General features: G+C 61.4%; 11 protein-coding genes. 2 read left to right on the top strand and 9 right to left on the bottom strand.

Going from position 1 to position 12,264, the window contains the following annotated elements; translation table 11 throughout:
- Positions 1-4: 4 nt before the first annotated feature.
- From ACFQ6Y_RS04045 to prpD, 5 genes are all read right to left on the bottom strand, one after another.
- Entirely contained in the window at positions 5-865 is an 861-nt protein-coding gene (locus tag ACFQ6Y_RS04045) for an SDR family NAD(P)-dependent oxidoreductase (protein WP_378629274.1), read from the bottom strand.
- A gap of 60 nt (positions 866-925) precedes the next feature.
- A complete protein-coding gene (locus ACFQ6Y_RS04040) occupies positions 926-1,708 on the bottom strand; it encodes an enoyl-CoA hydratase (RefSeq protein ID WP_378629270.1) in 783 nt (260 codons plus the stop codon).
- 125 nt (positions 1,709-1,833) lie between these two features.
- Positions 1,834-2,955 (bottom strand): bifunctional 2-methylcitrate synthase/citrate synthase, encoded by a 1,122-nt coding sequence (locus ACFQ6Y_RS04035; RefSeq protein WP_378629267.1) that lies wholly within the window; start codon positions 2,953-2,955, stop codon positions 1,834-1,836.
- Positions 2,952-3,869, bottom strand: a complete 918-nt coding sequence (prpB, locus tag ACFQ6Y_RS04030; RefSeq protein ID WP_378629264.1) for a methylisocitrate lyase — start codon at positions 3,867-3,869, stop codon at positions 2,952-2,954. The genes ACFQ6Y_RS04035 and prpB overlap by 4 nt, the downstream gene beginning before the upstream one ends.
- Positions 3,869-5,371 (bottom strand): 2-methylcitrate dehydratase PrpD, encoded by a 1,503-nt coding sequence (gene prpD, locus ACFQ6Y_RS04025; RefSeq protein WP_378629261.1) that lies wholly within the window; start codon positions 5,369-5,371, stop codon positions 3,869-3,871. The genes prpB and prpD overlap by 1 nt, the downstream gene beginning before the upstream one ends.
- Positions 5,372-5,539: 168 nt before the next feature.
- Between prpD and ACFQ6Y_RS04020 the strand changes: the two genes are divergently transcribed.
- A complete protein-coding gene (locus ACFQ6Y_RS04020) occupies positions 5,540-6,961 on the top strand; it encodes a short-chain fatty acyl-CoA regulator family protein (protein ID WP_378629259.1) in 1,422 nt (473 codons plus the stop codon).
- A 67-nt stretch (positions 6,962-7,028) separates the two neighbouring features.
- Positions 7,029-8,024, top strand: a complete 996-nt coding sequence (locus ACFQ6Y_RS04015) for an endonuclease/exonuclease/phosphatase family protein (protein ID WP_378629255.1) — start codon at positions 7,029-7,031, stop codon at positions 8,022-8,024.
- Positions 8,025-8,095: 71 nt separating this feature from the next.
- Here ACFQ6Y_RS04015 and ACFQ6Y_RS04010 read toward each other — a convergent pair whose 3' ends face one another.
- The 4 genes from ACFQ6Y_RS04010 to ACFQ6Y_RS03995 form a co-directional block, all read right to left on the bottom strand.
- Positions 8,096-9,334 (bottom strand): DUF222 domain-containing protein, encoded by a 1,239-nt coding sequence (locus ACFQ6Y_RS04010; protein ID WP_378629250.1) that lies wholly within the window; start codon positions 9,332-9,334, stop codon positions 8,096-8,098.
- A gap of 113 nt (positions 9,335-9,447) precedes the next feature.
- Positions 9,448-11,352 (bottom strand): alkyl/aryl-sulfatase, encoded by a 1,905-nt coding sequence (locus ACFQ6Y_RS04005; RefSeq protein WP_378629247.1) that lies wholly within the window; start codon positions 11,350-11,352, stop codon positions 9,448-9,450.
- Between the two features lie 83 nt (positions 11,353-11,435).
- Positions 11,436-11,759 carry an SHOCT domain-containing protein gene (locus tag ACFQ6Y_RS04000; RefSeq protein WP_378531639.1) on the bottom strand — a complete coding sequence of 108 codons (324 nt, stop codon included), beginning with the start codon at positions 11,757-11,759 and terminating at the stop codon, positions 11,436-11,438.
- A gap of 24 nt (positions 11,760-11,783) precedes the next feature.
- The gene (locus ACFQ6Y_RS03995; RefSeq protein WP_317551990.1) at positions 11,784-12,212 is read right to left on the bottom strand and encodes a DUF6325 family protein; all 429 of its coding nucleotides are present in this window, start codon (positions 12,210-12,212) and stop codon (positions 11,784-11,786) included.
- Positions 12,213-12,264 lie beyond the last annotated feature (52 nt).

The raw sequence follows: 12,264 nt of genomic DNA, 5'->3' as shown, positions 1-12,264 counted from the left end.
CAGCCTAGAACGGGCGGACAGGGCCGGCAGCATCCGCGAAGTCTGCACTGCGAGCCAGGTCGGCCCAGACGCATACCTCGGCGAGATTCTTCCGATACGACGCGGAGACACGCTCCACGGCTTCCTTTCCGAGTGGCAGACGAAGTGGCACATTCTCGCTGTGCACAAGCGAGGTGATGATCTCTGCTGCTTTCTCCGGATCACCCTCCTGAACACCGTCTGCGGCCGCCATGTCCCGCAGAACGGGATCCAGCAAATCACGGTATTCCGATGATGATTCGGCGAAGCTCAGAACGCCAGGCGTGTTGAATGCTGTACGGAATCGGCTGGGCTCGACGATCATCACCCGAACGCCGAACTGCGCGACCTCACCGGCAAGAGCCTCCGACCAACCCTCGAGAGCGAACTTCGACGCCGAGTACGCCCCGACACCGGGAAACGACATACGGCCGCCTTGACTGCTCATCTGCACGATCGTCCCGCTGCCCTGCACTCGCATCGACGGGAGGACGGCGCGCACCATCGCGGCGGGTCCGATCAGGTGCAGTTCCATGAGATCCCGCAAGGTCGAATCGTCCACCATCTCCGCCGCGCCGACCATCCCACGACCGGCATTGTTGACCAGCACGTCGACGCGACCGAAACGCCCGAGCGCATGTTCGACGACGCCCGGAGCTGCTGCGGTATCTCTGACGTCGAACGTCACCGCCGAGAACCGATCCGGATTCGCCGACGCAATATCTGCAACGGACTCGGGACGACGAACTGCAGCGACTACCGCGTCCCCCGATCGAAGTGCAGACAGTGCGAGTTCACGTCCGAAACCCTGAGAAACTCCAGTGATGATCCAGGTCTTTGTTGTCATGGTCGGCAACGCTAGGGGTTAGAGCGCGCTCCAACGCAAGCCTGTGGTTCTACCGCCGAACTACACGCCGGCCCAGACCGGTCGCTCGCCGCGAAGGAAACCGTCGACACCGGCTTTGAAGTCGTCACTGCTGTAGATCATGCTCATCAGATCGTTGTTGTCGGTGACCGATCGGGTCCTGATGCGGCGCAGGGACTCTCGGATCGTCCACACGGTCATCGGGGCAGCCGCCAGCAGTTCCCGCGATACCTGGGCAGTCAGGCTCGCGAACTCTGTCTCTGTTGCACAGTCGCTGAGGAAGCCGTTCCGCAGAGCCTCATCGCTCGACATGACCCCCGCCCGAGCGACCAACGACATCAGACGCGAACTGCCGATCCTGTCCGCCAGCAACGCCACGGAATGGATTGACAACGAGTTTCCGAGTGTGCGCGCGATCGGAAGGCAGAAGCGGGACCCGTGCGTCGCGATCCGCACGTCGCACGCCGCCGGCAGCAACAGCCCTGCGCCCGCGCACACGCCGTCGATGACCGCGAGGGTGGGGACCCTCACTTTCTCGAGTTCGGTCAGCACGCCGACGAACCGACTTTCGTAGTCGAGTCCGTCGTGAAAGCTCGAGAAAGTCTGAAAGTGGCCAATGTCGGAGCCCGCCGAGAACGCCTCTCCCCCGGCTCCGCGGAGGGTAAGTAACCGAATCTCGCGGTCGGAGTCGGCGCGCCGGCAGGCTCCGGCAATGGCGTCGTACATCTGCGGGGTCAACGCGTTGCGCTTTTCCGGCCGGTTGAACACGACGTCGAGCGTATGGCCATGACGGATGATCGAGATGTCTTCGTGCGTTTCAGTCATGACACTCACGCTATTTCCGGTAGAGAAGAAGCGAAACACATTGCACTTGAATATCTTTGCGAATTAGAGATGCAAAGTTGCAGATAGTGCGAACAGAGAAACACTAGAGCAGTGTCATGCCACCGTCATGCCACGACAGTTCGCTGTGGCACGCCCGAATACTGGCTCAGCGGCCGGATCAGCGCATTGGACTGCCCCTGCTCGATGATGTGCGCCGTCCATCCGGTGATACGACTCATCACGAAGATCGGCGTGAAGATCTCGACGTCGAAGCCCATGAGGTAATACGCAGGGCCGGTAGGGAAATCGAGATTCGGCTTGATTCCGGTTGCACTGACCATCGTCTTCTCGAGGATCTCGTACATCTGCACCCACTTCGCGCCGTCGGTCGCCGCCGCGACGTCGAGGAGCGCCTGCTTCATGGTCGGAACACGCGAATCACCATTCTTGTAGACGCGGTGCCCGAAGCCCATGACCTTTTCCTTGGCAGCCAACTTCTCCGACATCCAGGCTTCCGCGCGATCGGGGTCGTCGATCTCGAGCATGTCGTGCATGACGGCTTCGTTCGCGCCGCCGTGCAACGGGCCCTTGAGGGTGCCGATCGCAGCGGTCACTGCGCTGTAGATGTCCGAAAGTGTGGACGTCACAACGCGCGCGGCGAACGTCGAGGCGTTGAAGGAGTGCTCCGCATACAGGATCAGCGAGACCTCGAAGGCCTTCACGATGGCCGGCTCGGGAACAGCGCCGAAGCACATGTTCAGGAAATTCTCGGCGAAACCGAGATCCGGCTGCGGCGGGGTGGGATCCTGACCGCGGCGGCGGCGGAAATCAGCTGCCACGATGGTCGGCAGTACAGCCGTCATCCGCAGCGCCTTGGCCAGATTGGCCTTCTCCGAGTTGTCGTCCTCCGCCGGATCCTCGGCGCCGAGGTAGCTGATCGCCGTCCGGACCACGTCCATCGGGTGGCAGTTGTCGGGCATCTTGGCCAGGAGCGAGAGCAGCGACCGATCGGCCCGACGCGCCGCACGCTCACGCAGACAGAGCAATTCGAGCTGCTCGGGCGTCGGCAGTTCGCCGTACCAGAGCAGGTGCGCGACTTCTTCGAAGCTGCAGTTCGCGGCGAGATCCTGCACTGCGTAACCGCGATACGTCAACGAATTCGTCTCGGGCACTACCTTGGAGATCGCCGTCGTGTCGACGACAACTCCGGCCAAGCCCTTGTAGATCGTCGGAATCTGTTCGGTCATGTCCTACTCCCCTCCAAGCTGAAATTGAAAATGCCACTGTCGAATTCGTTGTAGCGCTCGTACTCGAGAATCTCGTACAACCTGCTGCGATGCTGCATCTCGCCGAGCAATCCTTCTTGCGTGCCCTCCGCAAAAATCTCACGCAGGCCCTTTTCGATGGCGAACATCGCCAACCGCAGGGTGGTGACGGGGTAGATGACGGCGTTGAAACCGATCTCCTCCAACGTCTTCGCCGAAATGAGATTCGATTTCCCGAACTCGGTCATGTTGGCGAGGAGCGGAGTGTCGACTGCTACGCGGAACTTCTCGAAGTCGGCCTCGGTGGCCAAGGCTTCTGTGAAGATCAAGTCGGCACCGGCGTCCGCATAGGCTTTTGCTCGCTCGATGGCTGCGTCGATACCGTCGATTCCGGCAGCATCGGTGCGGGCACAGATGACGAAGTTGGGGTCACGGCGCGCCGACACCGCAGCACGAATCCGGCGAACCATGTCTTCGGTGGGCACGATCGCTTTGCCGTCGAGGTGCCCACAGCGCTTGGGGTTGATCTGGTCTTCGAGGTGGAGTCCGGCTACTCCGTCGTCCTCGAAAATGGTGACCGTGCGGGCGGCGCTCATGGGTTCACCGAAACCCGTGTCGGCGTCGATGAGCGTCGGGAGGTCGGTGACCCGCGCGATCTGATTGCTGTGGCCGGCGACCTCCGTCAACGTGGTCAGTCCGATGTCGGGAAGCGCCAACCCGGCGGAATACGCACCACCGGATACGTAGACACCTTCGAATCCGATTTCCTGAATCAGCTTTGCTGTCAGCGGATTGATGGCACCTGGCAAGCGCTGAATCTTGCCGGAGGTCAGCCCGGCGCGGAAAGCGATACGTTTGTCGGCTGCGGACGTCGATGCTGCGATGAGGCCCGTCATCAGAAGAGTCCCTTGGCGACCTTGGGTGCCCGAGCAAGGACGTTTTCGGAGACGGTGAAGGTCAGCTGGTCGAGCTCGCCGGCCTTCAGCTGCACTGTGCGCTGTGCGGCGTCCAGGAAGCGATCCTGTTCGCTCGGCTCGATGACGCCCTCGGCGAGGGTGCGGAACTTCGCAACGTACTGATCGCGAGCGAACGGACGTGCGCCGAGCGGGTGCGCGTCGGCCACCGCCAGCTCGTCGACAATGACTTCGCCGCTCTTCAAGGTGATCTCGGCGCGAGCACCGAAAGCCTTCTCGTCCGGATCCGTCGAGTGGTAACGGCGTGTCCATCCGGGGTCTTCGCGTGTGGAGATCTTGTTCCACAGCTCGATCGTGTCCGGGCGCTGTGCACGCTCGGGCGCGTAGGAGCGCTCGTGGTGCCAGGTGCCGTCCTGCAGCGCAACGGCAAAGATATACATCACCGAGTGGTCGAGGGTTTCGCGTGACGCGGTGGGGTCGAACTTCTGCGGATCGCCGGAACCGGTGCCGATGACGACGTGGGTGTGGTGGCTGGTGTGCAAGACGATCGAGGCGATCTGGTCGAGATCGCCGACACGAGAACGCATTCGGCGAGCGAGGTCGATCGGCGCCTGGCTCTGGTACTCCGCGGAGTGTTCTTTGGTGTACGAGTCGAGGATGGCGCGCTTCGCCTCACCCGAACCGGGCAGCGGAACGTGGTACTCCTTGTCCGGGCCACCGAGTAGCCAGGCGATGACACCGTCTTCGCCTTCCCAGATCGGTGAAGGTGCACCTTCACCGCGCATCGCACGATCGACTGCCTCGACGGCAACCTTGCCTGCAAGCGCAGGCGCGTATGCCTTCCAACTGGAGATCTCGCCCTTGCGAGACTGCCGTGTCGCCGTCGTGAGGTGCAGCGCCTGACCGATTGCCTGGTAGACCGTCTCGGTGCCCAGACCGAGCAAAGTTCCGATACCGGCGGCGGCCGAAGGGCCGAGGTGTGCGACGTGATCGATCTTGTGCTCGTGCAGGCAGATAGCCCGAACCAGGTCGATCTGAATCTCGTAGCCGGTTGCCAGACCACGAATCAGGTCCTTTCCGTCACGGCCGGTGTGCTGAGCGACGGCGAGAATCGGCGGGATGTTGTCACCGGGGTGCGAGTACTCGGCGGCGAGGAACGTGTCGTGGAAATCGAGTTCACGAACCGCGACGCCGTTGGCCCAGGCGGCCCATTCAGGCGAGAACGTACCGGGGATACCGAACACGGTGGAGCCCGGCGTATACGGATGCGACTGTGCTTGCGCCCGCGCATTCACCACGGGACGGCGCACCAGGGAGGCGGCAGCAACCGCCGCGTTGTCGATGATCCGGTTGACGATCATGTCGGACGTGGCATCGGTGACGTCGACGGAATCCGTCGCAACTTCCGCGATCTTCCACGCGAGGTGGTCTTCCTTGGGGAACTCTTCGGCAGAGCGGTGGGTGCGTACGAGATGCGTCTTCATCGATCCTCTTCTCACGTGCTTCGGTATCTATTTGCACGCTACGCAGCGCGTTCACCGCGGGATAGGCCCTCGCAATTGCCTATTTGTGCAAAAACAATCCTGCAATGTTGCGAATGTTGCGAACGGCTTCTCGGTAGGGTGAACGCGATCGGCACCGAGGAGAATTCGATGAAGAAGATGTACGCGGGAGCGCGGCTGCGACGACTGCGGGAAGAACGAAACCTGTCACAGTCCGCACTGGCAAAGGCACTCGAACTCTCCCCCAGTTATGTCAATCAACTCGAGAACGATCAACGACCGCTGACGGTCCCCGTCCTCCTCAAGCTCAACGCCGAGTTCGATCTCGACGTGCAATTCTTCGCTTCCGATTCCGACGCACGCCTGGTTGCGGACGTTCATCACGCTCTGACCGAAACCTCGGAATCTGGGGACGTATCGCTGGCGGAGGTGGACGAATTGGTGGCCCGAATGCCGGCGGTCGGACGCACCCTCGTGATGTTGCACCGCCGCCTTCACGCCGCAACAGAGCAGTTGGACCAGTTCTCGACGCAGTTGTCCGGCGAGACAGCATCTGATGTGTCTTTGGTGCCCATGCCTTACGAGGAAGTTCGGGACTTCTTCTACGACCGAAAGAATCACATCGCCGTACTCGACGACGCTGCTGAGCGGATGTTCGTGGACAACGGACTGTCCGTGGGCGCAGTAGACCTGCAACTGGCACGACTGCTTCGCGACCAGCACGGCGTCACCGTGACGATCCGCACGGACGAACCAGACAAGCTCGGCCCCAAGCGCTTCTACGATCCGGACAAGTCGATCCTCACCCTGGCGCGGCGTCTGTCGGCAGGACAACGCGCGTTCCAGATCGCGATGCAGTTGGCCTTCTTCACACAGGCAGACGTGATCGATACCCTTGTCGCCGAGGATGAATCGCTCAGTTCGGAGTCCGCAGCACTGGCGCGCATCGGCCTCGCGCACTACTTTGCCGGCGCACTGCTACTCCCGTACACCCAATTCCTGGAATCCGCCGAGGTCCTGCGATACGACATCGACCTGCTCAGCCTCAAATTCGAGGTCGGCTTCGAAACCGTCTGTCACCGGTTGTCCACCCTCCAACGACACGGCCAGCGCGGCATTCCCTTTTTCTTCGTCCGAACCGATCGTGCCGGCAATATCTCGAAGCGTCAGTCTGCTACCGCTTTTCACTTCTCGCGAGTTGGCGGAAGTTGCCCGCTGTGGGTCATCCATGAGGCGTTCGCGAGCCCCGGACGCATCCTCACCCAGGTCGCGAAGATGCCCGACGGTCGGACATACCTCTGGGTGGCGCGCACTACCCACAGCGGCGGACTCGGATACCTCGCACCTGAGCGGAACTTCGCCGTCGGGCTCGGTTGCGACATCGGCTACGCCGATCGCATGGTCTACTCCCACGGAATCCAGACGGACGACCCCGCGACCATCGTGCCGATCGGTGCAGGTTGCAAGGTCTGCGACAGACCGGCGTGCTCTCAACGCGCCTTCCCTCAACTCGGCCGCTCGATCTCCGTCAGCGAGAACAGCAGTAGTCATCTGCCGTATCCGCAACAATAGGACGCAAACAGTCGGGCGCACCGACTCCACCTGCAGTTTCCCGGAGCTACGACGCCCTTCTGCTTCCATGGAGGTCATGCAACCCGATACCGTGACCCCGCGCCGGCGTGTTCTTCGCCGCATTACTGCCGTGGTTGGTGTTGCCGGAATCGCGACTGGTCTGGCCGCGTTGGCCGCGACCGTGCTCGACGTCGATCACAACATCGTGATCGTTCTGGCGTCCGTGGCGCCTCTGTTGATGATCGCACCGCTGATCGGCGCCGTGGTCTCGGGTATCGGGCGCCAGTGGATCGTGTGCGCCGCCTCGATCCTCGTCCTTGGGTTGTTCGGATGGTCTGTGAGCCCGCTGTATATCGGTGGCACTGGGGAATCGACGTCCGCGACCGGCCCGTCGATTCGAATCATGCAGGCCAACTTGATGGTCGGTGCAGCGGATCCGGAGTCGCTTGTGGCGACGGTTCGCGAACGCAACGTCGACGTCGTGACCGTCCAGGAGTTGACATACCAGGAAGCCGAAGCCCTGAAAGCCGCCGGGCTTGAAGAGGTTCTGAGCCACCAATTCCTGGTCCCGTACACCGACGGCGGTGGCGGAGCCGGCATCTACAGTCGCTTTCCGCTCTCCAATCCGCGTAGCCTCGACGGATTTTCACCTGAAACACTCTCCGCCGAGCTGAATGTCGGCTTGTCTCAACCGGTCACGCTTTTCGCAGTACATCCGGCACCGGCCTACATCTCACCGGCCTCGGAGTGGGCGGCCGAGCAGAGAAGGCTCGGGTCCTACATGGACAAAGTCGCCGGGCGGGACAACGTGATAGTGAGCGGCGACTTCAACGCGTCGTACTCGAACAAACAGTTCCGGAATCTTCTCACGAACGGATACACCAGCGCCGCTGACCAATTGGGTTCCGGCCTGATCCCGACCTATCCGACCGACAAATGGTTTCCGGCGGTGGTCGGTATCGACCACATCATCACGAAAGGCGCCGTGGCGACTTCCCTCGAACGGATCAAGACCGAGGGATCCGATCACCACGGCTTGATTGCCGACATCACGTTGTCTTGAGCTAATACTGGATTGAGCAAGCACCGGGGCATGGTTAGGCCCCGGTGCTCGCGTCTGCAGTTTGTGCCCGTTCAGGCGGCTGTGGGTGGACTGTTCCCGCCGATCGGATGCTGGAACGGATCGATCGACATCGGGGGATAGAACACCGCCTTCCGATCCGGGCCGATCTCCACCCGCCATTCGGTGTGGTGCATCGTCCGATGATGATGGCCACACAACAAGACCAGATTGTCGAGATCCGTTAGGCCACCATCACCCCAGTGAACGATATGGTGGGCATCGCACCACCCTGATGGAGTTCCGCACCCCGGAAACGCGCAACCACCGTCACGAACCGCAAGAGCCCGGCGCTGCGGAACCGTCGCTGTTCTCGCTTCTTTGCCGCAGTCGAGCGGAACACCATTCTCATCCAACAAAATCCGAGTGACCGTGCAGTCGCAGGCCAGCATCCGGGCGGTGTCGATGCTGATCGGACCTACCCAATCCGTCCACGCGAACCCCAACTCCTCGGTGGACGGCAGTAGATCCTTCAATGCTTTGAGGTCGGTCATGTCTTTCGCCGACGCGGTAACGGTGATGTGCGGTTTCACTCCGCCCTCGATCGGACCCAGTCCCGCCCGCTCGTACCGCCGCAACAGTTCGCAAAACCCGTCCGCGCGCCGTAGCGCCGGAGTGCGGGCGTCTTTGACGCCGTCCTTCTCCGGCGTCGGCGCCGACAAACTCGACAACAACGTGATCAGACGGGCCCCGTTCACGGCATCCAGATCGCCCTTCACCGACACGCGCCCGTACAGGCCTTTCGAGGCATAGAACTCGTTACGCTCCGAATCCTCCCCCACCGGAACACCGTCCTCACGTTTGCCGAACTGCTTCTCGATCCGCCGAATCGCCGCCCGCACCGCATCACAATCCGCAATGTTCTTCGACGCCAGGTCAAGCAGGATCCCGCGGGCCTTGTCCACATCCGCCGGCGTCATGTTCTTCGGCGGATGCTGACAAAACGACGCCACCTGCCGCGCCTTCAATGCATCCACATCCCCGCGATGGAATGCATCCGCGACAACAGGTTCGAGCAACAACAACCGTGCCAGACTGACCAACAGACTGCACTCACCGATCTCCACATTCGTCGAACCATGCAACCACTGCGCAATCGCCCGAAAACCCTTCCCGACCACAGTCTCCCGGGAAAACATCTCCACGATCAGCAACACCATCCGCGACTGCAACTCATGCCGGACACGCACCAGATCCAGAACCTCACTCTTGAGGCCCTCACCATCCAGCTGCCACGCTTCCCGACTGTCCATGCTCAAAGTCTAATCGAACATATTTTCGATTGCCAGAGACATAACGGACAACTTCAAAAGGTGCACGACTCGAGACCCGTTGAAGTACAGACTCGTTCGCGAGTGAAACAGAACTAGGTCGGAGTGACTATCGCAAAATCTGGATCCGGCTCGTCAAGGTACCCGGCAAGTTCTGCGAGCTTCGCCGGGTCGCCGGAAGCCGAGATGGTTCCATTCGCGATCTCAGCACCCAAGTCCGCACCGCCGAGCAGCACACCGAGCAAGTCGCGCCGACTCAGACCGAAGGTTGCATCCACAGACCCGGCGCCCTCGAGTGGATCGATATCGAAATGAATCAAGACTCCGTTGCTGAGTTCCGTTCGGTGAACGATGTTTTCGTCAGTGATGTTCCAATCGATGACGATGTGCGATCCCGCTGCGCGCACTCCGTCCACGCGCAGCGATACTGCATCGAAGACTTGACTCACCGACAGTGCCGCGGTGATGTCGGGCGCCGCGGCAACCGTGGGCGTTCCCACTGAGCCGTTGCGTAGTTCGTACGCACCGGTGAGGTAGAAGTTCCGCCACGTGCCGTTCTCGGCGCCGTACCCGAGTTGCTCGAAGGTATCCGCCTGCAGGTTCTTGGCCTCGACGTTGTCCGGTTCAGCGAAGACGACGTAGTTCACCACCTGCGCAACCCAGCGAAAGTCGCCGCGCTCGTACGATTCCCGAGCTTTCCGTATCACTTCTGCTGATCCGCCCATGAACTCCACGTGACGCTTGGCCGATTCGACGGGTGGATGCTCCCACAGATGCGCAGGGTTGCCGTCGAACCAGCCCATATAGCGCTGGTAGATGGCCTTGACGTTGTGACTGACGGAACCGTAGTACCCGTGCGTGTGCCACGCCTGCGCCAATGCAGGTGGCAGTTCGATCGATTCGGCTATTTCGAGTCCGGTCCACCCCTGGTTGATTCGACGAAGTGTCTGATCGTGGAGGTACCCGTAGAGGTCGCGCTGCAACGACAGGAACTCGGTGAGCCGTTCGGTCCCCCATGTCGGCCAGTGGTGGGACGCAAACAGAACGTCGGACCGTGAGGCGTACCGATTGATCGATTCCGTCAGGTACGCAGACCAGACGTGAGGATCTCGCACCAGGGCTCCGCGGAGCGTGAGCAGGTTGTGGAGAGTATGAGTTGCGTTCTCCGCCATACACAGTGCGCGCAACTCCGGGAAGTAGAAGTTCATCTCGGACGGCGCCTCGGTACCGGGCGTCATCTGGAACTCGATCCGAACGCCGTCGATCGTCTCGGTATGACCCGTTTCCGAGATCGACACCGTCGGCGAAATGAGCGTCGGCGTGCCGGTGGAGGTGGTCTGCCCCAACCCGGCTCCGACGCTACCTCGAGGACCTCGGGGTAATGCCGCCCCGTACATGTAGGCTGCTCGTCGAGCCATTGCCGTTCCCGCATAGACGTTTTCCTCGACAGCATGCTCCACGAGGCCGGCGGGAGCGACGATCACGCATCGCCCGGCAGCGACTTCGTCGTCGGTGGTCACCCCTTTGACCCCGCCGAAGTGGTCGATGTGTGAATGCGTGTAGATCACCGCGACGACTGGTCGATCACCACGGTGCTCCCGGTACAACGCGAGCCCAGCGGCAGCGGTTTCCCGAGAGATCAGTGGATCGATGACGATGATTCCGGTCTCCCCCTCGACCAGCGTCATGTTCGACAGATCAAGTCCCCGAATCTGATAGATCGAATCCGTCACCGCAAAAAGTCCCTGCTTGGCGACCAACCTCGACTGACGCCACAAGCTCGGATTGACCGTTGGCGGGCACTCCTCATCAAGAAAAGCGTAGGAGTCGTTGTTCCACACAACTTTTCCGTCCGAACCGGTTACCACTCCCGGATCGAGCGCGGCAACGAAACCTCGCTTTGCATCGGTGAAATCGGCGTCGTCGGAGAACGGCAGAGTCTCGGCGACTCGGGAGTTCGCCGCTTCGATTGCGGCCGATGCTGCGCGGGGGTCGATCATTGATCAGCCTTTCATGCCGAATTGCGGCAATGCCGTATTGCCGCTTGTTTTCGAGGGAAACCGTGTTGATGGAAATCGCAGGGCTAGCTCAGCAACTGCGCCTTCGCGGCCGCGAACTCTGCGTCGGTCAACAAGCCGGACTGGTGAAGCTGTCCCAGTTCCTGCAATTTGGAGACCAGATCGTCGGCGCCGGAGGGGGGAACGGACTGTACGGGAGCGACCTGGGCCGGCGGGGCCTGTTGCTGCGGGTATTGCTGCTGGTACGCCTGCTGCTGTTCGTCAGCCTTGCGCTGGCTCCGTCGATCCATGGCGTTGGACGTCGCTTTTGCAGTTCCAGCCACTACCGCAGTGCGCGCTACCGTGCCGAGCAATCCGGGCCGCCCTCTGCGTCCACCTCGAAAAACCATGCCGAACTCCTTAGGTAATTGTCGCTACTGAAATGCTGCTTCGACCGCTGCGACGACTACCTCGCGCGGGATCTGAACGTGTAGGACTACTTCGCCGCCGCCGCCGCGAACCGTCGACGCGAGTTCGCGCGCCCACGTCTGCTCGTAGACGATGACTGCGGCGGACGTGCCTGGTTCGAGTGACTCGCGGACCACGTCCAGATCCTCGTCACTGATCAATGCCTTGGCTTCGATGGACAGTATCGCCAGTCCGATGTCGGTGAGATCTTCGTCGACGTCGATCTGCGATACCTGTCCGTCGGCGTCCTTGGCGATGTAGACGAGGTCGAGCAGAGTGACAAAACCTCGTTCCACCACGTTCTGCAGCGCGGCGACAGCTTCAGGATCCACAGTTGAACCTGGGAATGCCAGCACCACGAGCTCGACCGGTCCGATGTTCATTGCGTCGTTCATCCATCAAGCCTGGTGGCTCCGGCGCGCAGTGACCTCACCCGCAGGGGATGAA

Origin of the sequence: Rhodococcus sp. NPDC056516 (assembly GCF_042794655.1) — a bacterium.
GTDB lineage: Bacteria > Actinomycetota > Actinomycetes > Mycobacteriales > Mycobacteriaceae > Rhodococcus_F.
Note: the sequence above shows the minus strand (reverse complement) of the source record. Positions and strands in the feature narration are given on the sequence as shown.

Coding starts and splice junctions, on each gene's coding strand:
- ACFQ6Y_RS04045 (WP_378629274.1), bottom strand. CDS start 865: ATGACAACAAAGACCTGGATCATCACTGGAGTTTCTCAGGGTTTCGGA.
- ACFQ6Y_RS04040 (WP_378629270.1), bottom strand. CDS start 1,708: ATGACTGAAACGCACGAAGACATCTCGATCATCCGTCATGGCCATACG.
- ACFQ6Y_RS04035 (WP_378629267.1), bottom strand. CDS start 2,955: ATGACCGAACAGATTCCGACGATCTACAAGGGCTTGGCCGGAGTTGTC.
- prpB (WP_378629264.1), bottom strand. CDS start 3,869: ATGACGGGCCTCATCGCAGCATCGACGTCCGCAGCCGACAAACGTATC.
- prpD (WP_378629261.1), bottom strand. CDS start 5,371: ATGAAGACGCATCTCGTACGCACCCACCGCTCTGCCGAAGAGTTCCCC.
- ACFQ6Y_RS04020 (WP_378629259.1), top strand. CDS start 5,540: ATGAAGAAGATGTACGCGGGAGCGCGGCTGCGACGACTGCGGGAAGAA.
- ACFQ6Y_RS04015 (WP_378629255.1), top strand. CDS start 7,029: ATGGAGGTCATGCAACCCGATACCGTGACCCCGCGCCGGCGTGTTCTT.
- ACFQ6Y_RS04010 (WP_378629250.1), bottom strand. CDS start 9,334: ATGGACAGTCGGGAAGCGTGGCAGCTGGATGGTGAGGGCCTCAAGAGT.
- ACFQ6Y_RS04005 (WP_378629247.1), bottom strand. CDS start 11,352: ATGATCGACCCCCGCGCAGCATCGGCCGCAATCGAAGCGGCGAACTCC.
- ACFQ6Y_RS04000 (WP_378531639.1), bottom strand. CDS start 11,759: ATGGTTTTTCGAGGTGGACGCAGAGGGCGGCCCGGATTGCTCGGCACG.
- ACFQ6Y_RS03995 (WP_317551990.1), bottom strand. CDS start 12,212: ATGAACGACGCAATGAACATCGGACCGGTCGAGCTCGTGGTGCTGGCA.